Origin of the sequence: Pseudomonas sp. SWRI51, assembly GCF_014268825.1 — a bacterium.
GTDB lineage: Bacteria > Pseudomonadota > Gammaproteobacteria > Pseudomonadales > Pseudomonadaceae > Aquipseudomonas > Aquipseudomonas farsensis.
Genome location: NZ_JABWRG010000073.1, coordinates 1 through 26,481 on the forward strand (window position 1 = coordinate 1; position 26,481 = coordinate 26,481).

The 26,481-nt window shown below is 63.6% G+C and carries 22 protein-coding genes; 8 read left to right on the plus strand and 14 right to left on the minus strand.

The genetic code is table 11. From position 1 onward, the window contains the following. Positions 1–132: 132 nt before the first annotated feature. From HU720_RS18135 to HU720_RS18165, 7 genes are all read right to left on the minus strand, one after another. Positions 133–915, minus strand: a complete 783-nt coding sequence (locus tag HU720_RS18135) for an iron-containing redox enzyme family protein (RefSeq protein ID WP_186521369.1) — start codon at positions 913–915, stop codon at positions 133–135. 38 nt (positions 916–953) lie between these two features. After that, positions 954–3,410 carry an EAL domain-containing protein gene (locus tag HU720_RS18140; protein ID WP_186521370.1) on the minus strand — a complete coding sequence of 819 codons (2,457 nt, stop codon included), beginning with the start codon at positions 3,408–3,410 and terminating at the stop codon, positions 954–956. Between the two features lie 149 nt (positions 3,411–3,559). Next, entirely contained in the window at positions 3,560–5,392 is a 1,833-nt protein-coding gene (locus tag HU720_RS18145; RefSeq protein ID WP_186521371.1) for an ATP-binding cassette domain-containing protein, read from the minus strand. After that, complete coding sequence (locus tag HU720_RS18150; protein WP_186521373.1) at positions 5,385–6,017, minus strand: DsbA family protein; 633 nt, start codon at positions 6,015–6,017, stop codon at positions 5,385–5,387. Before HU720_RS18150 ends, HU720_RS18145 begins: the two co-directional genes overlap by 8 nt. 3 nt (positions 6,018–6,020) lie before the next feature. Next, positions 6,021–6,953 carry a rhodanese-related sulfurtransferase gene (locus tag HU720_RS18155; protein ID WP_186521374.1) on the minus strand — a complete coding sequence of 311 codons (933 nt, stop codon included), beginning with the start codon at positions 6,951–6,953 and terminating at the stop codon, positions 6,021–6,023. Positions 6,954–7,155: 202 nt separating this feature from the next. Next, entirely contained in the window at positions 7,156–7,452 is a 297-nt protein-coding gene (locus tag HU720_RS18160) for a BolA family protein (RefSeq protein WP_186521376.1), read from the minus strand. A gap of 10 nt (positions 7,453–7,462) precedes the next feature. Next, positions 7,463–7,987 carry a DUF2059 domain-containing protein gene (locus HU720_RS18165; RefSeq protein ID WP_186521378.1) on the minus strand — a complete coding sequence of 175 codons (525 nt, stop codon included), beginning with the start codon at positions 7,985–7,987 and terminating at the stop codon, positions 7,463–7,465. 155 nt (positions 7,988–8,142) lie between these two features. Here HU720_RS18165 and HU720_RS18170 point away from each other — a divergent pair, with 155 nt between their 5' ends. Further along, the gene (locus HU720_RS18170; RefSeq protein ID WP_186521380.1) at positions 8,143–9,537 is read left to right on the plus strand and encodes a class II fumarate hydratase; all 1,395 of its coding nucleotides are present in this window, start codon (positions 8,143–8,145) and stop codon (positions 9,535–9,537) included. A gap of 161 nt (positions 9,538–9,698) precedes the next feature. Here HU720_RS18170 and HU720_RS18175 read toward each other — a convergent pair whose 3' ends face one another. Both HU720_RS18175 and pap read right to left on the minus strand, forming a co-directional pair. Beyond that, on the minus strand, positions 9,699–10,652 hold the full coding sequence (locus HU720_RS18175; protein ID WP_186521382.1) for a DMT family transporter: 954 nt from the start codon (positions 10,650–10,652) through the stop codon (positions 9,699–9,701). Between the two features lie 230 nt (positions 10,653–10,882). Beyond that, complete coding sequence (gene pap / locus HU720_RS18180; protein ID WP_186521384.1) at positions 10,883–12,373, minus strand: polyphosphate:AMP phosphotransferase; 1,491 nt, start codon at positions 12,371–12,373, stop codon at positions 10,883–10,885. Between the two features lie 128 nt (positions 12,374–12,501). Between pap and mnmC the strand changes: the two genes are divergently transcribed. The 5 genes from mnmC (at position 12,502) to HU720_RS18205 (ending at position 19,933) form a co-directional block, all read left to right on the plus strand. Beyond that, positions 12,502–14,466 (plus strand): bifunctional tRNA (5-methylaminomethyl-2-thiouridine)(34)-methyltransferase MnmD/FAD-dependent 5-carboxymethylaminomethyl-2-thiouridine(34) oxidoreductase MnmC, encoded by a 1,965-nt coding sequence (mnmC, locus tag HU720_RS18185; RefSeq protein WP_186521386.1) that lies wholly within the window; start codon positions 12,502–12,504, stop codon positions 14,464–14,466. 268 nt (positions 14,467–14,734) lie between these two features. Continuing rightward, positions 14,735–16,522 (plus strand): N-acetylglutaminylglutamine amidotransferase, encoded by a 1,788-nt coding sequence (locus HU720_RS18190; RefSeq protein WP_186521388.1) that lies wholly within the window; start codon positions 14,735–14,737, stop codon positions 16,520–16,522. A 3-nt stretch (positions 16,523–16,525) separates the two neighbouring features. Then, positions 16,526–18,274 carry an N-acetylglutaminylglutamine synthetase gene (ngg, locus tag HU720_RS18195; RefSeq protein ID WP_186521390.1) on the plus strand — a complete coding sequence of 583 codons (1,749 nt, stop codon included), beginning with the start codon at positions 16,526–16,528 and terminating at the stop codon, positions 18,272–18,274. Positions 18,275–18,441: 167 nt separating this feature from the next. After that, positions 18,442–19,626, plus strand: a complete 1,185-nt coding sequence (locus tag HU720_RS18200; protein ID WP_186521391.1) for an osmoprotectant NAGGN system M42 family peptidase — start codon at positions 18,442–18,444, stop codon at positions 19,624–19,626. 79 nt (positions 19,627–19,705) lie between these two features. Then, positions 19,706–19,933: a YheU family protein gene (locus HU720_RS18205; RefSeq protein ID WP_186521393.1), complete on the plus strand. Its 228-nt coding sequence runs from the start codon at positions 19,706–19,708 to the stop codon at positions 19,931–19,933. Between the two features lie 4 nt (positions 19,934–19,937). On the opposite strand, the gene csrA is transcribed toward HU720_RS18205, so the two are convergent. Together csrA and HU720_RS18215 are read right to left on the minus strand one after the other, a co-directional pair. Beyond that, entirely contained in the window at positions 19,938–20,123 is a 186-nt protein-coding gene (gene csrA / locus HU720_RS18210; RefSeq protein ID WP_186521395.1) for a carbon storage regulator CsrA, read from the minus strand. A 129-nt stretch (positions 20,124–20,252) separates the two neighbouring features. Next, positions 20,253–21,068, minus strand: coding sequence for an SDR family oxidoreductase (locus tag HU720_RS18215; RefSeq protein WP_186521396.1), 816 nt, complete (start codon positions 21,066–21,068; stop codon positions 20,253–20,255). Between the two features lie 222 nt (positions 21,069–21,290). Between HU720_RS18215 and HU720_RS18220 the strand changes: the two genes are divergently transcribed. After that, positions 21,291–21,443: a DUF3309 family protein gene (locus HU720_RS18220; protein ID WP_186521398.1), complete on the plus strand. Its 153-nt coding sequence runs from the start codon at positions 21,291–21,293 to the stop codon at positions 21,441–21,443. A 73-nt stretch (positions 21,444–21,516) separates the two neighbouring features. Here the strand turns inward: HU720_RS18220 and HU720_RS18225 are convergent, their stop codons facing one another. The 3 genes from HU720_RS18225 to HU720_RS18235 form a co-directional block, all read right to left on the minus strand. Then, complete coding sequence (locus HU720_RS18225) at positions 21,517–23,181, minus strand: cation acetate symporter (RefSeq protein WP_186521399.1); 1,665 nt, start codon at positions 23,179–23,181, stop codon at positions 21,517–21,519. Next, positions 23,178–23,489, minus strand: coding sequence for a DUF485 domain-containing protein (locus HU720_RS18230; protein ID WP_186521400.1), 312 nt, complete (start codon positions 23,487–23,489; stop codon positions 23,178–23,180). The genes HU720_RS18225 and HU720_RS18230 overlap by 4 nt, the downstream gene beginning before the upstream one ends. Before the next feature lie 270 nt (positions 23,490–23,759). Then, positions 23,760–24,608: a glycine betaine ABC transporter substrate-binding protein gene (locus HU720_RS18235; RefSeq protein ID WP_186521401.1), complete on the minus strand. Its 849-nt coding sequence runs from the start codon at positions 24,606–24,608 to the stop codon at positions 23,760–23,762. 222 nt (positions 24,609–24,830) lie between these two features. Between HU720_RS18235 and HU720_RS18240 the strand changes: the two genes are divergently transcribed. Then, positions 24,831–26,381 carry a beta (1-6) glucans synthase gene (locus HU720_RS18240; RefSeq protein ID WP_186521402.1) on the plus strand — a complete coding sequence of 517 codons (1,551 nt, stop codon included), beginning with the start codon at positions 24,831–24,833 and terminating at the stop codon, positions 26,379–26,381. Positions 26,382–26,481: the final 100 nt, after the last annotated feature.

The following is a 26,481-nucleotide window of genomic DNA, read 5'->3' on the forward strand; positions in this document are numbered from 1 at the left end:
GGGCTGCGCAGCAGCCCCTTGGGCTTTTAGGGCTGCTGCGCAGCCCAACGCGGGACAAGCCCGCTCGCCACAAGGAGATATGTCTGGCGAAAACAGGGGTGTACAAAACCATGGGGGGATCCCCACGGTAACTTACCCCGCCGCCAACGCCGGGCGCAGGCGCCCTTGCTGGCGGCCCTCGTTCTGCATGCAGCGTTCCAGGAACAGGAACATGCAGTCGTAGCTCTTGCAAATGGCTCGCCGCAGCTCGGTACGCAGCCCCAGAGTTGGGTTTTCACCAGCCAAGGTACAGATGATCTCCAACGCCTCCCAAGGGTGCGCATCGTCATACTGCGCGTGCATCTTCAGCCACTTCATCGCCCGCTTTCGCCCCTCTTCCGGGAAGGCCTCGGCGTAGTCCCCCGCACACACCACCGCCGACCACTCACCCGTGGCGCCCTCGATGGCGTAGTTGGTCGCAGCCATGGCAATCGCCAGCGACTCGGTGCTGCACACGCGCCAGCACCAATCATTGAGGCCATTGAGCTCGGGCGGTACTTCCTGGGCCTGCAACTCGTGCAAATGAATGCCATGGGCCTGACACCAATGCACCCAGTAATCGGCATGGTTGAGTTCAACGCGGATATTGCGCATCAACCAGCGCCGCGCCATATCCTCGCCCGCATGGCGGCCATAGCGGGTCTTGGTCAGGTTATGGGCCATATACAGCGAGAACTGCTCAACCACCGGCCAGCCACCAATCAAGTATTGGCGAATGGTCGCCGGGCGCAATTGCCCGTCGCGCAGGCGTTGATAGAACTCATGTTCCACCACCCGGCGCTTGCTTTCGCGACAATCATTAATCAGTTGTTGGGCCCAGTCTGGATAACTGGCCGGATCCATCAATGGTCCAATCCTTATGAACGCATCAATCACTGTCGACTCCTTGGTTCCCTGTGAAGTCCGGGCGCAGCTTAGCGAAAGGTCCCTGGCGCCCGGTGTAACAGGGGCCTCGCCGCAATCCGTTGGCGCTGCAAGCTGTCGCAGGTAAGCACTTGCGGGCGTTCGATGAGATAGCCCTGGGCGTAGTCAACGCCGATTTCCTGCAACGCCTGCTCGATGAGCGGCGTCTCGACAAACTCGGCAATGGTCCGTTTGCCCATGACGTGGCCAATGTGATTGATCACTTCGACCATCGCCCGGTTGATCGGGTCGTCGAGCATGTCTTTGACGAAACTTCCGTCGATCTTCAGGAAGTCTACAGGCAAATGTTTCAAATAGGCGAATGACGACATCCCGGCGCAGAAGTCATCCAACGAGAATTTGCAGCCCAAACCTTTCAATTCATTAATAAAGCGAATCGCACTTCCCAAATTGGCGATAGCGCTGGTTTCGGTTATTTCAAAACAGATTAAGCGAGGCGGAATGTCGTACTCGGCAAACAGCCGGTGCAGGTACTCAAGGAACTTGTCATCGCCAATACTGGTACCCGAAAGGTTGATCGCGCAGACCGCCAACGGCCCTTCACGGCCTTCATCCAGGCACTGCCGGATGACCTGGAACACGCCGCGCACCACCCAACGGTCGAGCGCGGTCATCAGGCCGTAGCGCTCGGCAGCGGGGATGAAACTGTCCGGCAGGATGGTGCGGCCGCTTTCATCGTGCAGGCGTAGTAGAATCTCGATATGGCCGGTTTCATCCTGCCCGCGCAACGGCGCGATTTCCTGGGCATAGAGGCAAAAGCGGTTTTCTTCCAGCGCCACGTGCAGGCGTTGTATCCAGGCCATTTCGCCAAAGCGCATGGACAATTCGCTATCGTCGGCGTGGTACACCTGTACCCGGTTGCGGCCCTTTTCCTTGGCCATGTAGCAGGCCATGTCGGCGGCGCGCAACGAGGCTTCAAGCGTGTTCGGCGCCTGGGCAATATGCACCAGGCCAATGCTGACGGTGGTCACGAACGGCCGGCCCTTCCACACGAAGTGCAGGCTTTGCACCGCTTGGCGCAGTTGCTCGGCGATGCGCTCGGCCTGCTCCGGCGCGCAGCTTTCGAGCAGGATGCCAAACTCGTCGCCGCCCAGCCGGGCCAGGGTGTCGCCCTCCCGCAAGCCTGACTGCAACACCGCGCAAATATGGCGCAGCAGTTCATCACCTGCTGCATGGCCACAGGTGTCGTTGACCAACTTGAACTGGTCCAGGTCCAGGAACATCAGCGAATGCCGACCTGCCTGGCGCGACAGCACATTGAGCGCCTGCTCCAGGCGGTATTCGAACTCGCGGCGGTTGGCCAGGCCCGTCAGGGCGTCATGGGTCGCCTGCCATGACAGGTTGGCGATGTACTGGCGCTCCTGGGTCATGTCATGCAGCACGATGACCATGCCACTGATCTGGCCATCGGTCAGAATCGACGAGCCGACCAGGTTGACCGACACCGTGCTGCCGTCCAGGCGCTGGATCAAGCGGGCATGCTCGGCACCACCCTTGAGGCTGCCATTGAGCACCTGCTCGACCAAGGTGGGGCTGTCGCGCTCGGCGCCTTCCTCCAGCAGGCTGAACAGTGCCGACAGCGGCAAGCCCTGGGCCTGGCCTGCCTGCCAGTGGGTGAGGTGCTCGGCGGCCGGGTTCATGTAGGCGATGCAGCCGTCGACGTCGGTGGTGATCACCGCATCGCCAATCGAGCCGAGCGTGATCTGCGCCCGCTCCTGTTCCTCTTGCAGGGCACTGGCAAATGCCTGGCGCTGGGCCAGCAGCTTGCTCGAGCGGCGCCAGGCCATGGTAATCAAGAACAACGCGGTGATCAGGTTGGTCAGCATCAGCACCTTGAGCAGCATCCGCGAGCCTTCACCGAGGGCGTCACTGAAGGCTTTCGCCGCCGGCGTTACGCCGTCGTTGATGGCGACGATGCGCGCCTTCCAGTCGGTCACCTGGCGGGCATCGACCGCGCCGGTGGCAAAGCCCTGGCGCATCTGCCCGGCCAGCACATCGAGCTGGCTCAGGTAATCGTCGCCGATGTCCCAGTAGTCGATGGCCGTCTGCAGGTAGCTGACATTGCGAAAGTTGCGGTAGAACCAGATGATCCGGGCCACATCCTCAGGGTGGTTGCCGCCTTGCAGGATGCCTTGGCGTGCAGCCTCAAGGTCGGGCACCGGCTGGTCGAGGGCAACGCGCAGCTCGCGGTCGCCCTGGGGCACCAGAATGGCCTGGCGATAACGCTGGTAGGTGAGCGGGTGGCGGTCGTCGGCGTACAGGCTCAGGTAGTAGATGGCATCTTTCTGCGCCTTGGACCACAGGCTCTCGCCGGCAACATAGGCGCGCATCGCAGACAAGGCATAAAGGCTCAGGCTGCCCAGCAGCACCTGGAACGCTACAACGGCGACAAACGGCCAGATAATGCCCAGCAGCCGTGGCGCTTCGAGAGTCCGATTTCCCTTCATGTAATCCCTGTCACTGCGGCAGATAAGGCACGAATCGACCTAGACATCGCTCAGCGTAGGCCATTTGCTCTGAAGCAGCGACAAGTGGCGAGCGGCAAGCGACAAGAAAAAGCAGCGCCGCTGCAGTTGGAGGTTTGCCGCCGATTCACTCAGGTCTGCTGCAAATGCCCGTAGAGCTTGGCGTAAAGCCCGCCGTCGGCGATCAACTGCTGATGGTCGCCGTCTTCCGCCACGCGGCCGCCGTCGAATACCAGCACACGGTCGGCCTGTTTAACGGCCGACAGACGGTGGGCGATGATCAGGGTGGTGCGCCCGCTCAGAAAGCGCGCCAGCGCCTGGTGCAGGTTGTACTCGGTGGCGGCATCCAGCGCCGAGGTGGCTTCGTCGAGGATCACCACCTTCGGCTCGGCCAGTACCATGCGGGCGATGGCCAGGCGTTGGCGCTGCCCGCCCGACAGGCGCACGCCGGAGCGCCCGACGATGCTGTCCAGGCCCTGAGGCAGTGCGGCGATGGTCGCGTCGAGCTGGGCGATACGCAGCGCCTGCCAGCAGGCCTCGTCGCTGCACTCGCGGCCCATGGTCAGGTTGGCGCGCACGCTGTCGTTGAACAACGACGGGTGCTGCAGCACCACTGCGACGTTTTCACGCAGGGTTTCCAGGCCGATTTCCTGAAGGCTGGCGCCACCAAAGCGGATGGTCCCGGCCTGGGCGCTGTAAAGCCCCAGCAGCAACTGCACCAAGGTGCTCTTGCCGCCGCCACTGGCGCCGACGATTGCCACCTTTTCGCCAGGGGCGATGGCCAGGTTCAGTTGGTCCAGTACCGGCTCATCGGCATAGGCAAAGCGCAGGTCACGCACTTCGATGCCGACCGTTTCGCGGGCGCTGAACGGGTCGCAGGCTGCGGCGTACTGCGGCTCGTCAGCCCGCGACAGCAGCTCGTTGAGGCGGCTCAGGGCGCCACCTGCGGCGTAATAGGCGTATTGCAGGTTGAGCAGTTGCTCCACCGGGCCAATCATGAACCACAGGTAGCTGAACACCGCCAGCATCTGGCCGATGGACAGGTCGGAAAACAGCACGGTGAGCATGGCCGCCGCGCGGAAAATGTCGATGCCGAACTGGAACAACAGCCCGCTGGCGCGGCCGCTGGCGTCGCTCTTCCACTGCGAGGCCACCGCGTAGTCGCGCACTTCACGAGCGCGCAGGCCTAGCCGGCCAAGGAAGTAACCCTGGCGGTTGCTCGCCCGGATTTCCTGGATGGCATCGAGGGTTTCGGTCAACGCCTGGGTAAAGCGCCCGGTGCTGTCGTTTTCGAGCTTTTTCAGGTGTTTGACGCGCTTGCCCAACTGCACGGTGAAAAAGATCACCAGCGGGTTGAACAGCAAAATCAGCAACGCCAGCTTCCAGTGCATCCACATCAGGATGGCCGCGGTGCCGGTGAGGGTCAGCATCGCCACCAGGAAGCGGCTCAAGGTTTCGCCGACAAATTTGTCGAGGGTGTCCAGGTCGGTGACCAGATGGGTGGTCACGGTACCGCTGCCCAGGCTTTCGTATTCCTTGAGCGAGATGCGCTTGAGCCGTTCGATCAGGCGGATGCGCAAGCGGTAGACGATGTCCTTGGCCAGGCCCGCGAACAACCTGGCTTGCACCACGTTGCAGGCCAGCGCCGAGACGCGCAGGCACAAGGTGGCGCAGAGCATCAGGCCAATATAGCCGGCCGGCACCTGCCAGCCAGCGGGCAGCAGGTTGTTCATCCACTTCAGCGCCGCGTCACCATTGCCCAGCAGCACTTCATCGACCAGCAGCGGCAGCAACAGCGGAATCGGCACGCTGCACAGTGCGGCGAACACCGCTACCAGGTTGGCGCTCCACAGGGCCTTTTTATGCTGCAGCGCCAGGCGGCGGATTTCGGCCCAGCTCAGGCGATCCGGCGCCGCCGGCGACTGCCCTGGTGTCGGGCCGGGCGAGCCTGGCGCATCAAGCACAGGCGGCCTGCTGCAGCCAGCGGGCAAGCAAAGGTTGCAGGCTCTCCAGGGGTTGGTAGCCATTGGTCACCAACGCCAACTGGCCGTTGCGCTCGGCCAGCAGCGTCGGGAAGCCGGCAATGCCCAGGTCTCGGGCCCAGGCGATATCGTCGACCGTGGCCTTGCGCACCTGCGGGCAGGCGAACTGCTGGGCAAACGGCTCGCGGGCAAAGCCTGCCTGCTCGGCCAGGTCGACCAGTTGCGGGGCGCGGGTGACGTCGATGCCCTGCTCGTAGAACCCGTGCTGGATCAGCTTGAGCAACGCCCACATGCGCGGCTCGTCAAGCTCGCGGGCAGCTACCAGGGCGCGGCAGGCAGGCTCGGTGTCGTAGACAAAACCGTCGGGCATCGCGCCTTCGAAGCTGAACGGCTGCCCGGTGGCATCCTGCACCGCCTGCCAGTGCTCAAGGATGTACTTGCGCGTCGAGGTATCCAGCGCACTGCTGCCGCTGCGCAGCCCGCCTGGCACCAGGTGGGTGGCCACCCCGGCCTCGCGCGCCTGGGCGAACAGGGCCTCGGCCACTGGGGCAAAACCCCAGCACCAGGAGCACATCGGGTCCATCACATAGAGCAGGCGTGCGGACATCGGTCAGGCCTCGGCTTTGTAGTTGAAACCGATCGGGTGTGGCAGGTTGCGCGCCTTGGCCAGTTCGATCTGCTTCTGCCGGTCGATGGCGCTGCGGCGGGTCTTCTCACTGAGGGTGTCCCAGCAGTGCGGGCAGCTCACGCCAGGCGAGTAATGCTCGGACTCGCGATCCTTGGCATCGACCGGGTGGCGGCAGGCGTGGCACTGGTCGTACTCGCCCTCGCTGAGGTCGTGGCGCACGGTGACGCGGTTGTCGAACACGAAGCAGTCGCCGTCCCACAGGCTTTCTTCCTGAGGCACCTCTTCGAAGTACTTCAGCACCCCACCCTTGAGATGATAGACGGCTTCGAAGCCCTCACCGAGCATGTAGCTGGAGGCTTTCTCGCAGCGGATACCGCCGGTGCAGAACATCGCCACCTTCTTGTGTTTGGCGGGGTCGAAGTTGGCCTTGATGTACTCGGGGAACTCGCGGAAGGTCTCGGTCTTGGGGTCGACCGCGCCCTTGAAGGTGCCGATGGCCACTTCGTAGTCGTTGCGGGTGTCGATCAGCAGTACTTCGGGGTCGCTGATCAGCGCGTTCCAATCCTTGGGCTCGACGTAGGTGCCGACGGCCTTGTTCGGGTCGACGCCCGGCACGCCCAGGGTGACGATCTCTTTTTTCAGCTTGACCTTGGTGCGGTAGAACGGCTGTTCGTCGCAGTACGACTCTTTATGGTCGATGTCGACCATGCGCGGGTCGTTGCGCAGCCAGGCCAGCAGGCCGTCGATGCCTTCGCGGGTGGCGGAGACGGTACCGTTGATACCCTCCTCAGCCAGCAGCAATGTGCCTTTGACATGGTTGTCGAGCATGGCTTTGAGCAGTGGTTCGCGCAGCTCGACGTAGTCTGTGAGGGTGACGAATTTGTACAGCGCCGCCACGACGATCGGTTGGGTCATTTGCGTTGAATCTCCAGGTGGCTGCCCTCGTAAGGGGCGAACCGGGCGTTTACATGAACAGGGTTGGGGGGCTGGCCCCATTTCGCGACAAAAGGCCGCTCCCGCAAAGACATTGCTGCCTGTGCAGGAGCGGCCTGGTGCCGCGATGGGCCGCGCAGCGGCCCCGAAGGATGGCGAAGTCTAGCAGAATCCCTGGCGGGAATCAGTGCCCGCCGCCTGCGCACACCGGCGAAGCCGGCGCCACCCCAACCACTGCCCACTCTTCAGGGGTGTAGGTGTGGATGGCCAGGGCATGGATCTGCCCCATCAGCTCGCCCATGGTGGCGTAGACCTTCTGGTGGCGCTTGACGCTGTTGAGCCCGGCAAACTGCGCGCTGACCAGCACGGCTTTGTAGTGCGACTCCTGGCCACGGCTATGCATGTGGCTTTCGTTGTGCACTTCAAGGTGCTGGTCACCTAGCGCGGCCAGCTGCTGCTCGATACGTTGCTGCATGCTCATCGCGTCAGGCTCACTTCTTGGCAGGCGCTACGGCTTTGCCGGCGTTCGGGTCGAGTTCCTTGGTCATGTCGTCAAGCAGCTTGTTGACCACAGGTACCGCAGGTTCCAGGCTCTGCTGGGTCAGCTGGGCCGACTGCTGGGTAACCTTGGGCATTTCACGCAGGACTTTCTTGCCCAGCGGCGACTCGTAGAACTTGACCAGGTCGTTGAGCTCGGCCTCGGTGAAGGTCGCGGTGTACAGGTTGACCATTTGTGGCTTGAGCTTTTTCCAGCCAATGGCGTTGTCCAGGGCAGCATTGGCCTTGGCGGTGTAGCTGTCGAGGACGTTCTTCTTGGTGGCCGGTGCCTTGGTTTGCTCGAAGCGCTGGGCAAACATCTGCTGGACCTGCATGTACACCGGGGTACCCAGCTTGTCGGCATTGGCCAGGGTCAGGAATTTCTCGGCGGCAGCGTTGTGGCTGGCAGTTGCGGCGAGTACCTGGCCGCTGGCGCAAACCAGGGCAACGGCGGCACAGAGGACACGGAGACGGGTCATTGCATTTCCTTCAAGAAAGGGAGGCGGGTACCTCAGAGTAGAGCATTCTGCGCCGTGGTGGCGATGTGCTCAAGTGGCACGACGAGCGACTGAACCGCTCGGTCGATTCAGGGCCTAAACTGCGAGTTCTGGTTAATTCAAGGAGAGCGCGCAGCATGAGCCGTATCGAGACAGACAGCCTGGGCCCGGTCGAAGTTCCTGAGCAGGCCTACTGGGGCGCGCAGACACAGCGCTCGCTGATCAACTTCGCCATCGGCAGCGAACGCATGCCGCTGGCGGTGCTGCATGCCCTGGCGTTGATCAAGAAAGCCGCCGCCCGGGTCAACGACCGTAATGGCGACCTGCCCGCCGACATCGCCCGGCTGATCGAACAGGCTGCCGATGAAGTGCTCGCTGGCACCCACGACGATCAATTCCCGCTGGTGGTATGGCAGACCGGCAGCGGCACGCAAAGCAACATGAACGTCAACGAGGTGATTGCCGGGCGTGCCAACGAGCTGGCAGGCCAAGGCCGCGGCGGTAAGGCGCCGGTGCACCCCAACGACCACGTCAACCGCTCGCAAAGTTCCAACGACTGCTTCCCTACCGCCATGCACATCGCCGCCGTGCAAGCGGTGCACAACCAACTGCTGCCCGCGGTCGCCGAGCTGTCTTCCGGGCTGGCCGAGCTGTCAGCCCGCCATCACCAGTTGGTCAAAACCGGCCGCACACACATGATGGATGCCACGCCCATCACCTTCGGCCAGGAAGTTTCGGCGTTCGTCGCCCAGCTCGACTACGCCCAGCGCGCTATCCGCGCCACCTTGCCGGCGGTGTGCGAGTTGGCCCAGGGCGGTACGGCGGTGGGCACCGGGCTGAATGCCCCGCACGGGTTTGCCGAAGCCATCGCCGCAGAGCTGGCGGCGCTGTCGGGCCTGCCTTTCGTCACCGCGCCGAACAAGTTCGCCGCCCTCGCCGGGCACGAGCCACTCACCAGCCTGGCCGGTGCGCTCAAAACCTTGGCCGTGGCGCTGATGAAAATTGCCAACGACCTGCGCCTGCTCGGCTCCGGCCCGCGCGCCGGGCTTGCCGAAGTGCGCCTGCCGGCCAACGAGCCGGGCAGCTCGATCATGCCTGGCAAGGTCAACCCGACCCAGTGCGAGGCGTTGTCGATGCTGGCCTGCCAGGTGCTTGGCAACGATGCGGCGATTGCCTTTGCGGCAAGCCAGGGGCACCTGCAGTTGAACGTGTTCAAGCCGGTGATCATCCACAACCTGTTGCAGTCGATCACCTTGCTCGCCGATGGCTGCCGTAATTTCCAGGAGCATTGCGTGGCCGGCATCGAGCCCGACCCCGCGCAAATGGCCGCCCACCTGGAGCGCGGGTTGATGCTGGTAACGGCGCTGAACCCGCACATTGGTTATGACAAGGCAGCAGAAATCGCCAAGAAGGCTTACAACGAAGGCAAGACCCTGCGCGAGGCCGCACTTGCGCTCGGCTACCTGAGCAATGAGCAGTTCGATGAATGGGTAAGGCCGGAGAATATGCTCGCGCCGGGTGGCAAGGGCTGACCTGCGGTGCCGGGGCTGCTCTACGCGGTTGGTGTAGGAGCGGCCTTGTGTCGCGAACAGGGCCGTATAGCGGCCCCGGCGATATCAATGTGAAGCACAGATTTCAGGGGCGCTTCGCCCCCTTTCGCGACACAAGGCCGCTCCTACAGTGGCGCCATATTTCACCCAGCCCGCGCCGCCCTCGCCCGCCAGCCGGCCACAATCGACGGCCCAAGGGCAACCAAGGCCGAGCCGAGCACCACCGTCAACGCGCCGACATAGCCCAGCGCGTTGATGTCCTCGGCATGCACATAGTCAGGCCACAGCCAAGCCGCAATGGCCACGGCCACAAAGGTCACCAGCGGCGTCAAGGCAAGGGTCGCGCTGACCCGCGAAGCTTCCCAGTGCGCCAAGGCTTCGGCGAATGCGCCATAGGCCACCAGGGTATTCAGGCAGCACGCCAGCAGCAGCCAACCCTGCAACGGGCTCAGTTGCAACGCCTCCAACGGGTGTACCCACGGCGTCAGCAGGGCCGCACAGCCGATATAGATCACCATCATCACCTGCTGCGAGTTCCAGACCGTCAGCAGCTGCTTCTGGCTCAGCGCATAGAACACCCAGATGCTGGTGGCCAACACAACCGTCAGCACCCCGGTGGTGTAGGTACCGAGCGAGCCCAGCAACTCTGCCAGGCGCTGATTGAAGAACAGCCCGAAGCCCGCCAGCAACACCACCAGACCAATGCCTTGGCCGACGCTGAAACGCTCCTTGAACACAAACACGCTGGCCACCAGCAACAGCACCGGCCCCAGTTGCACCACCAGTTGTGCAGTGCCGGGGCTGAGCAGCTTGAGGCCGACCAGGTACAACACGTAGTTGCCCAAAAGCCCGAATATCGCCACCACCACCAAACCCTTGCGCTTGTGGCCCAGTGCGCTGAACGAGGGCAGCCGCCGATTGGCCGCAAGCCATACGAACAGCAATGTGCCAGACACCGTCAGGCGGTACCAGGTGACGGTCACCGGGTCCATCACTTGCAGCACCTGTTTGAGCTTGATGGGCAAGATGCCCCAGAGCAGCGCAGTCAGCAGGGCAAGCAGCAGGCCGAAGACCCAACGGCCAGAAGTGGTGTGCATGGTGTCCTCGATCAGGCCCGGGGTGGGGGTGACTTGATTCTAGGGGCTTGATGCAAGTTGCTGGGGAATGGATGCGGGAAAAGAATTCATTGGGTCATTCCTTGAAGGCATGGCCGCAACAAAACGTGGGAGCGGGCTTGCCCCGCGATGGCAGGAACATTGATCGCGGGGCAAGCCCGCTCCCACAAAGACCGCCCCCACAAGCCCGCGCACAGGCAGAACATCGCGGCCTACTTCTTGTCCTTGGCGAATGCCTCTTCCAGCGCCTGGTTGATGGTACGCAGCACTTTTACCCGCGCCCAGCGCTTGTCGTTGGCCTCAACCAGCGTCCAGGGTGCAATCTCGGTGCTGGTGCGGTCGACCATATCGCCCACCGCCTCGCTATACACATCCCACTTTTCGCGGTTGCGCCAGTCTTCCTCGGTGATTTTGTAGCGTTTGAACGGAATCTGCTCACGTTCCTCAAAGCGCTCAAGCTGGGTCTGCTGGTCGATCGACAACCAGAACTTCACCACCACAATGCCGGCATTGCGCAACTGCTCTTCGAAATCATTGATTTCGCCATAGGCACGCATCCAGTCCGCCGGCGTGCAAAACCCCTCGACCCGCTCCACCAGTACCCGGCCATACCAGGAGCGGTCAAAGATGGTGAACTTGCCGCGCGCCGGGATATGTCGCCAGAACCGCCACAGGTAAGGCTGCGCGCGCTCCTCTTCTGTGGGCGCGGCAATCGGCACGATGCGGTATTGGCGCGGGTCCAGCGCCGCCGCCACGCGGCGGATGGCGCCGCCCTTGCCGGCGGCATCGTTGCCTTCGAACACGGCCACCAGGGCGTGCTTGCGCATGTGCTTGTTGCGCAACAGGCCGGCCAGGCGCGCCTGCTCGGTGACCAGTTGTTCTTCGTAATCGCGTTTGTCCAGGCGCAGGGTCATGTCCAGCGCACCGAGCAGGCTCTTGTCGTCGATGCTGCGCCCCAGCGGCGCCACATTGCCTTCATGTTTGCGCGGTTTGTTGGCAAGCGCCGCCTGCAGGCTTTCGAGCAGGATGCGCCCCACCGCCAGGCTGCGGTAATGCGGGTCGACGCCCTCAACCACATGCCAGGGCGCATAGTCGCGGCTGGTGCGGCGCAGCACGCGCTCGCCAAAGCGCACGAAACGGTCGTAGGTTTCGGACTGCTGCCAGTCCAGCGGGCTGATGCGCCAGTTGTGCAGCGGGTCCTGCTTGAGGGCCTTGAGCCGCGCCTTCATCTGTTTTTTCGACAGGTGGAACCAGAACTTGATGATCAACGCGCCTTCATCGCAGAGCATTTGCTCCAGACGCTCGGCACCGGCAATCGCCTGGTCCAGCACGGCGTCCTTGAAGCGGCCATGCACGCGGCCTTCGAGCATCTGGCTGTACCAGTTGCCAAAGAACACGCCCATGCGCCCCTTCGGCGGCAGCGCGCGCCAGTAGCGCCAGGCCGGCGGGCGGGCGAGTTCTTCGTCGGTCTGCTGGTCGAAGGTGCGCACCTCGATCAGGCGCGGGTCCATCCATTCGTTGAGCAGCTTGACCGTCTCGCCCTTGCCGGCGCCTTCGATGCCGTTGATCAGCACGATCACCGGGAAACGCGACTGCTGCTTGAGCTCGTACTGGGCTTCGAGCAGTGCCTCGCGCAGGGCCGGCACCTCGGCTTCAAAGGTTTCCTTGTCGATGCTATGACCGATTTCGGCGGATTCGAACATGGATGGCTCCTTCACTGGATAACCAAGACTAGCGGAAATCCTGCCTGCCTGTAACGGCGTGGCGGCCCGCTTGCCCGGTAATCCTGGCAATGGCGTAAAATCGCCCATCCGCCGCTACCGAGCCTGCCATGTCCGCCCCACACGAATACGCCCAGATCGACTGGGACGACCACGGCCGCCCTTATTCCCGCCAGTACGACGACGTGTACTTCTCCAGGGAACAAGGCCTGGACGAAACCCTCTATGTGTTCATCGAGCAGAACCAGTTGCGCCAGCGCTTCGCCGCCCTGGCCGCCCATCAATGCCTGGTGATCGGCGAAACCGGGTTTGGTACCGGCATGAATTTTTTCTGCGCCTGGCAGCTGTTCGCCGAGCTTGCCCAGCCCGAGGCGCGCCTGCACTTCGTCAGCGTCGAGAAATACCCGCTGACCCGCGAAGACCTCACCCGCGCCACCCAACTGTGGCCGCACCTGGCCGCCTTCACCGAGCCGCTGCTGGCGCAGTACGTGGCGGTGCACCCCGGTTTTCAGCAGTTCAGCCTCGATGGCGGGCGCGTCACGCTGACGTTGATGATCGGCGATGCGCTTGAGCAACTGCCGCAGCTCGACGCACGCATCGATGCCTGGTTTCTCGACGGCTTTGCCCCGGCCAAGAACCCGGACATGTGGACCCCTGAGCTGTTCGCGCAACTGGCGCGGCTGTCGCACCCAGGCACCACGCTGGGCACCTTTACCACCACCGGCTGGGTGCGCCGCTCGTTGGTGGAGGCAGGCTTCAGCATGAAGAAAGTGCCGGGGCTTGGGAAAAAATGGGAAGTCATGCATGGGGTGTTCAGGGCTGAGCCCAGCCCGGCACCAGCCCCCTGGTACGCACGCCCCGCCGCCCTGCCCGGCCCGCGTGAGGCGCTGGTGATCGGCGCCGGCCTTGCCGGCAGCGCAACTGCGGCCAGCCTTGCCGCCCGTGGCTGGCAGGTCAGTGTGCTGGAACGCCACGCAGGCCCTGCGCAAGAGGCGTCCGGCAACCCGCAAGGGGTGCTCTACCTGAAGCTGTCTGCCCATGGCACGGCGCTGTCGCAGTTGATCCTCGCAGGCTTTGGCTACACCCGCCGCTGGCTGCACCGGCTGCAACGTGGCATCGACTGGGACGGTTGCGGCGTGCTGCAACTGGCCTTCGATGAACAAGAAGCGGCACGCCAGGGCAAACTCGCAGCGGCGTTCGACCCCAGCTTGCTGCATGTGCTGACCCAGGAAGAGGCGCAGACCCTTGCCGGTATCGGCCTGCCATCGGGTGGGTTGTTCTACCCCGAGGGCGGCTGGGCGCACCCGCCGGCACTTTGCCGGGCGCAGCTTGAGCACCCGCGTATCAGGCTGCTGAGCCACGCCAATGTGCTGGAGCTGCGCAAAGCCGGGGGGCTCTGGCAGGCCTGGGACGCCGGGCAATTGCTGGCCAGCGCGCCACTGGTGGTGCTGGCCGGTGCCGCCGATGTGCGCAGTTTTGCAGCCTGCGCGCAGTTGCCGCTCAAGCGCATTCGCGGGCAGATCACCCGCTTGCCAGCCACCCCTGCCAGCCGGGCGTTGAGCACGGTGGTGTGTGCCGAGGGCTATGTGGCGCCGCCACGGGGCGATGAGCACACGCTCGGTGCAAGTTTTGATTTCAGCAGCCAGCACACCGAACCGACCGTTGCCGAGCATCAGGGCAACTTGCGCTTGCTGGAGGAAATATCGGCAGACCTTGCCGGGCGCCTTGGCGCAGGTGAGCTGGACCCCGCTGTGCTTGAGGGGCGCGCGGCGTTCCGCTGCACCAGCCCGGATTACCTGCCGATTGTCGGGCCCCTGGCCGATGCCCAGGCGTTCGAGGCGGCCTTTGCTGCGCTGCGTAAAGATGCGCGGCAGGTGCCGCAGGTCGACTGCCCGTGGCTGGAGGGGCTGTATGTGAACACCGGCCATGGGTCGCGGGGGTTGGTGACAGCACCGTTGGCAGGGGAACTGATTGCCGCCTGGGTGACCGGGGAGCCGCTGCCGGTGCCGAGGGGCGTGGCTGAGGGCTGTCATCCGAACCGGTTTGGGCTGCGCAGGTTGATTCGCGGGAAATAGGGGCCTTGCTGGCCTCATCGCAGGCTGGCGCCAGCTCCCACAGGAATCTCGGCCCGGCCCTGATATTGCGGCTGCACGCGGTCTCTGTGGGAGCTGGCGATAGCCTGCGATGAGGCCAGTACAGGCTTTTGCAAAACCATGAACGCTCCCACGCCCGCCCGTCGTATATAACAGAATGATCTAAAACTCTCACAACCCACCCCGGTCCTTACCTAAGTGCGCCTATTTCAGGGCGCCCTTTCCCCAACGGCAAAACCGGTAAGGACTTATGTGCGGATTAGCAGGAGAGTTTCGTTTCACCCCCCTCGGCCAAGCGCCTCGCCCGGCGGACCTCGCCGCCGTGGAGCGCATCACCCACCATCTGGCGCCACGTGGCCCGGATGCCTGGGGCTTCCATAGCCAAGGGCCGATAGCCCTCGGCCACCGTCGGCTGAAGATCATGGATCTGTCCGACGGCTCGGCGCAGCCGATGGTCGACAACACCTTGGGCCTGTCGCTGGCGTTCAATGGGGCCATCTACAACTTCCCCGAACTGCGCCAGGAGCTGCTCGACCTGGGCTACTCGTTCTGGTCCGACGGCGACACCGAAGTGCTGCTCAAGGGTTATCACGCCTGGGGCGCCGCGCTGTTGCCCAAGCTCAACGGCATGTTCGCCCTGGCCATCTGGGAGCGCGACAACCAGCGCCTGTTCCTGGCCCGCGACCGCCTCGGCGTCAAGCCGCTGTACCTGTCGCGCAGCGGCGAACGCCTGCGCTTCGCCTCGACGCTGCCGGCGCTGCTCAAAGGCGGCGATATCGACCCGGTCATCGACCCGGTGGCACTCAACCACTACCTCAACTTCCACGCCGTGGTGCCCGCTCCGCGTACGCTGCTGGCCAACGTGCAAAAGCTCGAACCCGGCACCTGGATGCGCGTCGACCGCCACGGCGAAGTCGAGCAGCAGACCTGGTGGCAGTTGCAATACGGCCCTCGCGCCGATGAAAAGGACCTGGACCTCGAAGGCTGGACCACTCGTGTGCTCGACGCCACCCGTGACGCAGTGGCCATCCGCCAACGTGCGGCGGTAGATGTTGGCGTGCTGCTGTCTGGCGGCGTCGACTCGAGCCTGCTGGTCGGGTTGTTGCGCGAAGTTGGCGTGGAAGACCTGTCGACCTTCTCCATCGGCTTTGAAGATGCCGGCGGCGAACGCGGTGACGAGTTCCAGTACTCCGACCTGATCGCCCGCCACTACGGCACTCGCCACCACCAGTTGCGCATCGCCGAACACGAGATCATCGACCAGCTGCCGGCCGCCTTCCGCGCGATGAGCGAGCCGATGGTCAGCCATGACTGCATCGCCTTCTACCTGCTGTCGCGCGAAGTCGCCAAGCATTGCAAGGGCGTGCAGAGCGGCCAGGGTGCCGACGAGCTGTTTGCCGGTTACCACTGGTACCCCAAAGTCGACGGCGCCGACGATGCCTTTGGCGCCTACCGCGAGGCATTCTTCGACCGCAGCCATGCCGAATACCGCGAAACCGTGCAGGCACCGTGGCTACTGGACAACGACGCCGCTGGCGACTTCGTGCGCGAGCACTTCGCCCGCCCAGGTGCGCCGGATGCTGTGGACAAGGCGCTGCGCCTGGATAGCACAGTGATGCTGGTCGACGACCCGGTCAAACGTGTCGACAACATGACCATGGCTTGGGGCCTTGAAGCGCGCACGCCGTTCCTCGACTACCGCCTGGTTGAGCTGTCGGCGCGCATTCCGGCGCGCTTCAAGCTGCCCGATGGCGGCAAGCAGGTGCTCAAGCAGGCCGCGCGCCGGGTCATCCCGCATGAGGTGATCGACCGCAAGAAGGGCTATTTCCCGGTGCCCGGGCTCAAGCACCTCGAAGGTGCCACCCTTGGCTGGGTACGCGATCTGCTGACTGACCCGAGCCAGGACCGTGGCCTGTTCAACCCGGCCATGCTCGACCGACTGCTGAGCAACCCCCACGGCCAGCTCACCCCACTGCGCGGCTCCAAGCTGTGGCAGTTGGCGGCCCTGAACCTGTGGCTCAGCGAACAAGGAATCTGATCGATGAAAGCCCACGAAATCGCCTACGGCCAGCGCCTTCTGCGCGGCCAGGCGCCCTCCTACGAGCGTCTGCAGGCGCGCCTGGCCGGTGACGGCAGCGAGCCGCACGACCAGCCGCGTGCCGTGCACTGCGGCTGGGGCCGGCTGCTGATCGGGCACACCTACCCAGACCCGGTATGCCTGGCCGAAGCGCTGCTTGAGGAACGCCCCGGCGAACGTGATATCGCGCTCTACGTGGCGGCGCCGCAACAGGTGCTGGCCCAGGCACCGCAACAGTTGTTTCTGGACCCCTCCGACACCCTGCGCCTGTGGTTTACCGACTACCGCCCGGCGCAGCGGGTGTTTCGCGGGTTTCGTATCCGCCGTGCGCAGACGGCCGCCGACTGGCAAGCCATCAACACCTTGTACCAGGCCCGCGGCATGCTGCCGGTCGACGCCGACCTGCTGACCCCGCGCCACCTCGGTGGCCCGGTGTACTGGCTGGCCGAGGACGAAGACACCCATGCAGTGATCGGCAGCGTCATGGGGTTGAACCACAGCAAGGCCTTCGACGACCCCGAGCACGGTTGCAGCCTGTGGTGCCTGGCGGTAGACCCGCACTGCACCCGCCCAGGCGTGGGTGAAGTGCTGGTGCGTCATCTGATCGAGCACTTCATGAGCCGCGAGCTGGCCTACCTGGATCTGTCGGTACTGCACGACAACCGCCAGGCCAAGCGCCTGTACCACAAGCTGGGTTTTCGCAACCTGCCGACCTTTGCGGTCAAGCGCAAGAATGGCATCAACCAGCCGCTGTTCCTCGGCCCGGGGCCTGAAGCGGAGCTCAACCCGTACGCGCGCATCATCGTTGACGAAGCCTTGCGCCGGGGCATCGACGTGCAGGTCGACGACGCCACTGCCGGGCTGTTCACCCTGAGCCTGGGTGGGCGGCGAATCCGCTGCCGCGAGTCGCTCAGCGACCTCACCACCGCCGTGACCATGACCCTGTGCCAGGACAAGCGCCTGACCCGCAAGGTGCTGGACCAGGCTGGTTTGCAAGTGCCGGCGCAACAACTGGCGAGCAATGCCGATGACAACCTGGCGTTTCTCGACGAGCACGGCGCGGTGGTGGTCAAGCCGGTGGACGGTGAACAGGGCCAGGGGGTGGCGGTGAATCTCACCTGCATCGACGAACTTGGCCGTGCCGTGGAGCACGCCCGGCAGTTCGATAGCCGGGTGCTGCTGGAAAGCTTCCACCCGGGCCTTGACCTGCGCATCGTGGTGATCGGTTTTGAAGTGGTGGCCGCTGCGGTGCGCCACCCGGCCCAGGTGATCGGGGATGGCAAGCACAGCATTCGCGAGCTGATCGAGGCGCAGAGCCGGCGGCGCATGGCGGCCACCGGTGGCGAAAGCCGCATTCCGCTGGACGATGAAACCGAGCGCACGCTCAAGGGCGCAGGCTTTGGTTACGCCGACATCCTGCCTGCCGGTGAGCGCCTGGCCGTTCGCCGCACCGCCAACCTGCACACCGGTGGCACCCTTGAGGACGTCACCGAGCGCCTGCACCCGGTGCTGGCCGACGCCGCCGTGCGTGCGGCACGGGCGCTGGAAATACCGGTGGTCGGGCTGGACTTCATGGTCAGCGATGCGCAGAGCCCGGACTACGTGATCATCGAAGCCAACGAACGTGCAGGCCTGGCCAACCACGAGCCGCAACCGACAGCCGAGCGCTTCATCGACCTGCTGTTCCCCCATAGCCGAGCACCGGGGGCCTGATTTGCCTGACCGGGCCTCATCGCAGGCTGCCGCCAGCTCCCACAGGGATCTGCGCCACACCTCAATACTGGGGCTGTGCGCGGTTTCTGTGGGAGCTGGCGCCAGCCTGCGATGGGCCGCACCGCGGCCCCCATTCACCCCACCATGTGCTCAATCGAGGAGTCCCTATGCCTGAACGACACCCCGAACCCGATCTGGACTACATGAAAAAAGTCCTGCTGGAGATGCTCGCCATCCCCAGCCCCACCGGCTTCACCGACACCATCGTGCGCTACGTCGCCGAACGCCTAGACGAGCTGGGCATCCCCTTCGAGCTGACCCGGCGCGGCACCATCCGCGCCACCCTCAAGGGCCAACGCAGCTCCCCGGACCGCGCCGTCTCGGCGCACCTGGACACCATCGGCGCCAGCGTGCGGCAGTTGCAGGACAACGGCCGGCTGGCACTGGCGCCGGTAGGCTGCTGGTCGAGCCGCTTCGCCGAGGGCAGCCGGGTCAGCGTCTTCACCGACACCGGCGTACTGCGCGGCAGCGTGCTGCCACTGATGGCCAGCGGGCATGCGTTCAACACCGCAATCGACCAGATGCCCGTGAGCTGGGACCACGTCGAGGTGCGCCTGGATGCCTACTGCACCAACCGCGCCGATTGTGAGGCGCTGGGCATTGGTATTGGTGACTTCGTGGCCTTCGACCCGTTGCCGGAGTTCACCGACAGCGGCCATATCAGCGCCCGCCACCTGGATGACAAAGCCGGCGTGGCTGCGCTGCTGGCGGCCCTCAAGGCCGTGGTCGAAAGTGGCCAGCAACCGCTGATCGACTGCCACCCGCTGTTCACCATCACCGAAGAAACCGGCTCTGGTGCCGCAGGCGCCCTGCCTTGGGACGTCAGTGAATTCGTCGGCATCGACATCGCCCCAGTGGCCCCCGGCCAGTCGTCCAGTGAACATGCAGTGAGCGTGGCCATGCAGGACTCCTCCGGCCCCTATGACTACCACCTGTCCCGGCACCTGCTCAAACTTGCCGCCGACCAGGAACTGCCGGTACGCCGCGACCTGTTCCGCTACTACTTCAGCGACGCCCACTCGGCAGTCACTGCAGGCCACGACATCCGCACCGCGCTGGTGGCGTTCGGTTGCGATGCCACCCATGGCTACGAACGCACCCATATCGACAGCCTGGCGGCCTTGAGCCGGCTGCTGTGCGGCTACCTGCTGAGCCCGCCGGTGTTTGCCAGCGACTCGCACCCGGCCAATGCGTCGCTTGAGCGCTTCAGCCACCAGTTGGAGCACGACGCGCAAATGGAAAGCGATACACGGGTGCCGCCCGTCGACAGCCTGGTGGGCAACAAAGAGTGAAGTGAGCGGCGTGCGTGCTGCACGTACGCCGCGCTTCGCGTAGCATCGAGCAACCTTTGCCGAGACCCTCACCACCACCATGCTGATCCCCTACGACCAACTCGAAGCCGAAACCCTCACCCGCCTGATCGAGGACTTCGTCACCCGCGATGGCACCGACAACGGTGATGACACGCCGCTTGAAACCCGCGTGCTGCGCGTGCGCCAGGCGCTAGCCAAGGGCCAGGCATTCATCCTGTTCGATATGGAAAGCCAGCAGTGCCAATTGCTGGCCAAGCACGATGTGCCTCGGGAACTGCTGGGCTGACCGCCTAGCTTTCGCCCTCGCGCCGTTGCTGCTCCTTGATGCGCCGATACACCTCAGAGCGATGCACCTGCACATCACGCGGGGCGGTGATACCCAGGCGCACCTGGCCGTTGTCCAGCGCCACGACCTGAATCCTGATGTGCTCGCTGATGAGGATGACCTCGCCGACTTCACGTCCGATTACCAGCATGCTCCGTACCTCCACAACAGGAAAAATCGGAGCCTGCTACATGGCACTTCGCCTCTACAATCCTCTGCGGGCGAAATAGACCAAGCCTACAACTAAGGGTAAATATTCCTACACACCGCAACAGTTAGCTCAATTTGTCGGTTTGCGTGCCTTGGCGCGCATCTTCTGCGCCATATCGGCCATCTCGTCATACAGTTTCTCAGGCGCCTGGCACTTCAGTTGCCAGGCCTGGCGCCCCGCTTCGTGGGGCAGAATCAAAAATTCACCCGCCTCGACCTGGCGGTGAATGTGCTCGGCAATGTCCGCAGCGCTAATGGGCGAGCCTTCCAGCAACTTGCCAACCTGCGCCTTCATGGCAGGGTTCGGCCCCCTGAACGAATCCAGCAGGTTGGTCTGGAAGAACGACGGGCACACCACGTGCACCGCCACCTCGACTTGGCGCAGTTCCACCAGCAGGCTTTCCGACAGCGCCAGCACTCCGGCCTTGGCCACGTTGTAGTTGCTCATGCCCGGCCCCTGCATCAGCGCGGCCATGGAGGCAATGTTGATAATCCGCCCGCGGCTGCGCTCAAGCAGCGGCAAGAACGCCTTGCAGCCTTTGACCACGCCCATCAGGTTGACCGCGATCTGCCAGTCCCAATCCTCCAGCGACAGCTCGGCGAAAAACCCGCCAGAGGCCACGCCGGCATTGTTGACGATCACATCGCAGCCGCCAAAGCGTTCCTCGCAGGCCTGGGCCAGCGCGGTCAGCTGGCTGTAGTCGCGTACATCGCAGCGCTGCACGAAGCCGTCGCCACCAGCTGCACGTACCAGGTCCAGGGTTTCTCGAAGGCCGGCCTCGTTGACGTCGGCCAGCGCCACTTGCCAGCCATCACGAGCCCAGCGCACGGCAATCTCGCGGCCCAGGCCCGACCCGGCCCCGGTGATTATCATTCGGTTATGCATGGGTGCAGCCCGGTTGTTGTGGGAATCGCTGGAGTCTAGCCAGACTTCAGGGGCGCCAGGTGCGGCATCAGGAGGGTGAATATAGGGGTATCGCAGCCGTGCACAGCGAAACGGCAACAACAGGCGAATATCGATGGAATCTTTGCTCACCCGCACCGGTCGGAATCTGTAAGCGGCTGGCAACGCCCAGCGCTTGACCCTCAATCACGCAAGGATTCCGCCATGACCACGATCCTCATCATCATCCTCATCCTGCTGCTGGTCGGTGGCTTACCGGTCTTCCCTCACTCCCGTTCATGGGGCTATGGCCCGTCGGGTATCATCGGTGTGGTGCTGGTGGTGCTGCTGATCCTGGTGTTGCTGGGCCGCATATAGGCCTGCAGTCATCGCGCTAACGAAAACGCCCCGCATCTGCGGGGCGTTTTCAGTTCAGCTCAACCTCAAGCGATCAGTGGGAAACCGCGCCGCTGGCGCCAAGACCGGTCTGCGAACGGACGAACTGCGGGTAGAACAGTGCGCGCTCGTTTTCGGCTGCCTTGGACTTGTCGGTGACCGAGAAGAACCAGATACCGACGAAGGCGATCAGCATGGAGAACAGCGCCGGGTACTCGTACGGGTAGATGGCTTTCTCGTGGCCGAGGATCTGCACCCAGATGGTCGGGCCGAGGACCATCAGGCCCACCGCGCTGACCAGCCCCAGCCAGCCGCCGATCATGGCACCACGGGTGGTGAGTTTCTTCCAGTACATCGAGAGCAGCAGTACCGGGAAGTTGCAGCTCGCCGCGATGGAGAACGCCAGGCCCACCATGAACGCGATGTTCTGCTTCTCGAAGAGGATGCCCAGGCCGATCGCCAGCACGCCCAGGGCGATGGTGGTGATCTTCGATACGCGGATCTCGTCCTTGTCGTTGGCCTTGCCCTTGCGCCATACGCTGGCATAAAGGTCGTGGGACACCGCCGAGGCACCTGCCAGGGTCAGGCCGGCAACCACTGCCAGGATGGTGGCAAAGGCCACTGCCGAGATGAAGCCAAGGAAGATACTGCCGCCCACGGCATCGGCCAGGTGCACCGCCGCCATGTTGTTGCCGCCCAGCAGGGCGCCGGCAGCGTCCTTGAAGTCTGGGTTGGTGCTGACCAGCAGGATCGCGCCGAAGCCGATGATGAAGGTCAGGATGTAGAAGTAGCCGATGAAGCCAGTGGCGTACAGCACGCTCTTGCGCGCTTCCTTGGCATCACTGACGGTGAAGAAGCGCATCAGGATGTGTGGCAGGCCAGCGGTACCGAACATCAGCGCCAGGCCCAGGGAGAACGCCGAGATCGGGTCTTTGACCAGACCGCCCGGGCTCATGATGGCCTCGCCTTTGCTGTGCACCTTGATGGCTTCGGAGAACAGGGTGTTGAAGTCGAAGCCTACGTGTTTCATCACCATCAGTGCCATGAAGCTGGCACCAGACAGCAACAGCACGGCTTTGATGATCTGCACCCAAGTGGTGGCCAGCATGCCGCCGAACAGCACGTACATGCACATCAGGATGCCCACCAGGATCACCGCAACGTGGTAGTCCAGGCCGAACAGCAGCTGGATCAGCTTGCCGGCACCGACCATCTGCGCGATCAGGTAGAACGCCACCACCACCAGCGAGCCGGAGGCCGACAGGGTGCGGATTTCTTTCTGCCCAAGGCGGTAGGAGGCAACGTCGGCGAAGGTGTACTTGCCGAGGTTACGCAGGCGTTCGGCGATCAGGAACAGAATGATCGGCCAGCCGACCAAGAAACCGATGGAGTAGATCAGGCCGTCATAGCCCGAGGTGAACACCAGCGCGGAAATACCCAGGAACGAGGCCGCCGACATGTAGTCGCCGGCAATCGCCAGGCCGTTCTGGAAACCGGTAATACGGCCGCCTGCTGCATAGTAGTCAGAGGCCGATTTGTTGCGCTTCGAGGCCCAGTAGGTAATCCCCAGGGTAAAAGCCACAAAAGCGACGAACATGGCGATGGCGGCAACGTTCAGCGGCTGCTTGTGCACTTCGCCGGTGAGCGCATCAGCGGCCCACACAGCGGGGGCAAAGGCCCCGCAGGCCAGGACGGCCAGGGTTTTGGCGTGTCGGATCATTGTTTGGCCTCCTCGAGAATGGCCTTGTTCAGCTCGTCGAACTCGCCGTTGGCGCGACGCACGTAGATGGCGGTGAGCACAAAGGCCGAGATGATCAGGCCAACGCCCAGGGGAATGCCCCAGGTGATCGACGAATCAGGGCTGAGCTTGGTGCCAAGCAGGTGCGGACCATAGGCGATGAGGAGGATGAAACCACTGTAGAGGCCGAGCATGATTGCCGAGAGAATCCAGGCAAAACGCTCGCGCTTGCTGACCAGTTCCTTGAAGCGCGGACTGTTCTGTATCGAGAGGTAAATGCTGTCGTTCATTGTTTTTGTCCTAGCAGCACAGATTAGGGAGAACCCGACTCCACTTTATGCTGCCGTACAACGCCAACCAGACGACCTTAGTCTTAGATGCAACGGTGTTTTGCAGATTGCGTAACAAAAGTTCACATGCATCGCGGGGCAAGCCCGCTCCCACGAGGCCGAACAACTGCGAAAAACCCTAAAAGTACAAGGGGCAAGCAGCGCCCCCAAAAGCCACACAGGCCTCGTGGGAGCGGGCTTGCCCCGCGATGAGTCTTTGAATGCTGCCGGTTACTTACCCGTCCACTCCTTGACCCGCTCCGGGTGCTTGGCAACCCAGTCTTCAGCGGCTTTTTCAGGCTTGGCGCCTTCCTGGATGGCCAGCATCACTTCGCCGATCTCATCCTTGGACTGCCAGCTGAACTTCTTCAGGAACTCGGCAACTTCCGGGGCTTTGGTCGCCAGTTCCTTACTGCCGATGCTGTTTACGGTTTCAGCAGCGCCATAGACGCCTTTAGGGTCTTCGAGGAACTTGAGCTTCCACTTGGCGAACATCCAGTGCGGCACCCAGCCGGTAACGGCAATGGACTGCTGCTTGGCATAGGCGCGGCCCAGTTCGGCAGTCATTGCAGCGCCGGAGCTGGCCTGGAGTTTGTAACCGGTGAGGTCGTAGTCCTTGATGGCTTGTTCAGTCTTGATCATTACACCGGAGCCGGCATCGATGCCGACCAGCTTCTGTTTGAAGCTGGTATCGGTTTTCAAGTCTGCAATGCTGTTGGCCTTGACGTATTCGGGGACGATCAGGCCGATCTTGGCGTCTTTGAAGTTGGGGCCGTAGTCGACCACGTTGTCTTTGTTCTTGGCCCAGTACTCGCCGTGGGTAACCGGCAGCCAGGCGGAGAGCATGGCATCGAGTTTGCCCGTGGCAACGCCTTGCCACATGATGCCGGTGGCCACCGCCTGCAACTTGACGTCGTAGCCGAGTTTCTGCTTGATCACTACGGCGGCTACGTTGGTGGTGGCGACACTGTCCGACCAACCATCCACATAACCGATGCTAACTTCTTTGGCCATTGCTTGCGCAGTGCTCATGGCCAATACCAGGGCAGTACTTACGCCCAGGAAACGTCGCTTATTCATCAAAGCATCCCCTCGTCAGGTCTTGGAGATTGCATCATCGACCTGCCAAGGCGTGCGACCTGCTCTGTCAGCGACCTCCAGCGTACGATCAACGACAGCACTGTGCCATTAGCGCCATCTGGCCGCCGATGCCTGCGCGATCCTTGCATGCCAAAGGCTTGGCGCCGGGCTACTATCACAGGCTTTGGCTGGCCACGGCCAAGCTTTTCACCGAATCAGACGATGGACCGCCCGATGCCTCGCCCTCTTTACCTGCTCTGCTGCCTGCTCGCGCTCACCGGCCTCGCGGCCCTCTGGTATGGCCTGGGCAAACCAGTGCACCTGCCCGATGCCGCCAGCCCCACGCACAAGCTGCAATGCGCCTCCTATACCCCATTCGACAAGGACCAGTCGCCGTTCGACCAGCCGTTTCGCCTGCGCCCGGCACGCATGGACGCCGACCTCGCGTTGCTGGCCGAGCGTTTCGAGTGTATGCGCACCTACTCGCAGACCGGCCTTGAAGCCATCCCGGCGCTGGCGCGCAAGCATGGCCTGAAAGTGATGCTGGGGGCGTGGGTCAATGCCAACCCGGTCGACACCGACAAGGAAATCGCGCTGTTGATCGACGCCGCCAACGCCAACCCGGATGTGGTCAGCGCGGTGATCGTCGGCAACGAGTCGCTGCTGCGCAAAGAGGTCACCGGCGAGCGCCTGGCGCAGTTGATCAAGCGGGTCAAAGGCCAGGTAAAGGTGCCGGTGACCTACGCCGATGTCTGGGAATTCTGGCTGCAGCACCCGCAGGTAGCACCTGAAGTGGACTTTCTGACCATCCACTTGCTGCCGTACTGGGAAGATGACCCACGTGGCATAGACGCGGCCTTGGCGCATGTTGCCGAGGTGCGCGAGGTATTCGGCAAGCGCTTTGCCCCCAAGGACATCCTGATTGGCGAGACGGGCTGGCCGAGTGAAGGCCGCCAACGTGAAACCGCGGTGCCCAGCCGGGTCAACGAAGCGCGGTTCATCCGCGGCTTCGTTGCCATGGCCGAGACCAACGGCTGGCGCTACAACCTGATCGAAGCCTTCGACCAGCCATGGAAACGCGCCAGCGAAGGTGCGGTGGGTGGTTATTGGGGGCTGTACGACGCGGATCGGCACGACAAGGGCGTGCTCGAAGGCCCAGTGAGCAACCTGGCGTTGTGGCCGCAGTGGTTGCTGGCCTCGGGGCTGCTGTGGCTGGCGACCTTGATTTTCGCCGGGCGCCCGGCCGATAGCCGCGCGGCGCTGCTGTTGCCGCTGCTGGCGGCGCTGGGCGCAGCCAGCCTGGGCCTGTGGGGCGAGTTGGCGCGCCTGAACGCACGTTTTGCCGGCGAGTGGCTATGGGCCGCGCTGCTGGCCGGGCTCAACCTGCTGGTGCTGGCCCACGGCGCGCTAGCCCTGGCCCAGCGCGAGGGTTGGCGGCAGCGGGCATTCGCCTGGTTGCAGGGGCATGCCGGCAAGTGGCTGTTGGCAGCGGGGTTCGCGGCGGCGGTGAGCATGCTGGCGATGGTCTTCGACCCGCGCTACCGCAGTTTCCCCAGTGCTGCACTGCTGTTGCCGGCGCTGGTGTATGCGGTACGGCCAGTGCGGGCGCGGCGTGCCGAGGTGGCCTTGCTGGCGTTGATCGTTGGCGCCGGGGTGGCGCCACAGCTGTATCAGGAAGGGTTGAGCAACCAGCAAGCGTGGGGCTGGGCGCTGGTCAGCGTGCTGATGGTGGCCGCGCTATGGCGCAGCTTGCGCATGCGCACCGCCAGTTGAACCAGCCCCACACGCTATCGTGGGAGATCACCCAGCCCTTCCGGGCTGCGCTGCCGCGCAGAGAACTGGGCAACGTGGGAGCGGGCTTGCCCCGCGATGC

What these genes read in the sequence shown, in the direction of transcription:
- HU720_RS18160 (WP_186521376.1), bottom strand. Translation starts at nt 7,452, where the DNA reads ATGAGCATGCAGCAACGTATCGAGCAGCAGCTGGCCGCGCTAGGTGAC.
- pap (WP_186521384.1), bottom strand. Translation starts at nt 12,373, where the DNA reads ATGTTCGAATCCGCCGAAATCGGTCATAGCATCGACAAGGAAACCTTT.
- mnmC (WP_186521386.1), top strand. Translation starts at nt 12,502, where the DNA reads ATGTCCGCCCCACACGAATACGCCCAGATCGACTGGGACGACCACGGC.
- ngg (WP_186521390.1), top strand. Translation starts at nt 16,526, where the DNA reads ATGAAAGCCCACGAAATCGCCTACGGCCAGCGCCTTCTGCGCGGCCAG.
- HU720_RS18215 (WP_186521396.1), bottom strand. Translation starts at nt 21,068, where the DNA reads ATGCATAACCGAATGATAATCACCGGGGCCGGGTCGGGCCTGGGCCGC.
- HU720_RS18190 (WP_186521388.1), top strand. Translation starts at nt 14,735, where the DNA reads ATGTGCGGATTAGCAGGAGAGTTTCGTTTCACCCCCCTCGGCCAAGCG.
- HU720_RS18225 (WP_186521399.1), bottom strand. Translation starts at nt 23,181, where the DNA reads ATGATCCGACACGCCAAAACCCTGGCCGTCCTGGCCTGCGGGGCCTTT.
- HU720_RS18155 (WP_186521374.1), bottom strand. Translation starts at nt 6,953, where the DNA reads ATGACCCAACCGATCGTCGTGGCGGCGCTGTACAAATTCGTCACCCTC.
- HU720_RS18220 (WP_186521398.1), top strand. Translation starts at nt 21,291, where the DNA reads ATGACCACGATCCTCATCATCATCCTCATCCTGCTGCTGGTCGGTGGC.
- csrA (WP_186521395.1), bottom strand. Translation starts at nt 20,123, where the DNA reads ATGCTGGTAATCGGACGTGAAGTCGGCGAGGTCATCCTCATCAGCGAG.
- HU720_RS18170 (WP_186521380.1), top strand. Translation starts at nt 8,143, where the DNA reads ATGAGCCGTATCGAGACAGACAGCCTGGGCCCGGTCGAAGTTCCTGAG.
- HU720_RS18205 (WP_186521393.1), top strand. Translation starts at nt 19,706, where the DNA reads ATGCTGATCCCCTACGACCAACTCGAAGCCGAAACCCTCACCCGCCTG.
- HU720_RS18175 (WP_186521382.1), bottom strand. Translation starts at nt 10,652, where the DNA reads ATGCACACCACTTCTGGCCGTTGGGTCTTCGGCCTGCTGCTTGCCCTG.
- HU720_RS18230 (WP_186521400.1), bottom strand. Translation starts at nt 23,489, where the DNA reads ATGAACGACAGCATTTACCTCTCGATACAGAACAGTCCGCGCTTCAAG.
- HU720_RS18240 (WP_186521402.1), top strand. Translation starts at nt 24,831, where the DNA reads ATGGACCGCCCGATGCCTCGCCCTCTTTACCTGCTCTGCTGCCTGCTC.
- HU720_RS18200 (WP_186521391.1), top strand. Translation starts at nt 18,442, where the DNA reads ATGCCTGAACGACACCCCGAACCCGATCTGGACTACATGAAAAAAGTC.
- HU720_RS18140 (WP_186521370.1), bottom strand. Translation starts at nt 3,410, where the DNA reads ATGAAGGGAAATCGGACTCTCGAAGCGCCACGGCTGCTGGGCATTATC.
- HU720_RS18235 (WP_186521401.1), bottom strand. Translation starts at nt 24,608, where the DNA reads ATGAATAAGCGACGTTTCCTGGGCGTAAGTACTGCCCTGGTATTGGCC.
- HU720_RS18150 (WP_186521373.1), bottom strand. Translation starts at nt 6,017, where the DNA reads ATGTCCGCACGCCTGCTCTATGTGATGGACCCGATGTGCTCCTGGTGC.
- HU720_RS18165 (WP_186521378.1), bottom strand. Translation starts at nt 7,987, where the DNA reads ATGACCCGTCTCCGTGTCCTCTGTGCCGCCGTTGCCCTGGTTTGCGCC.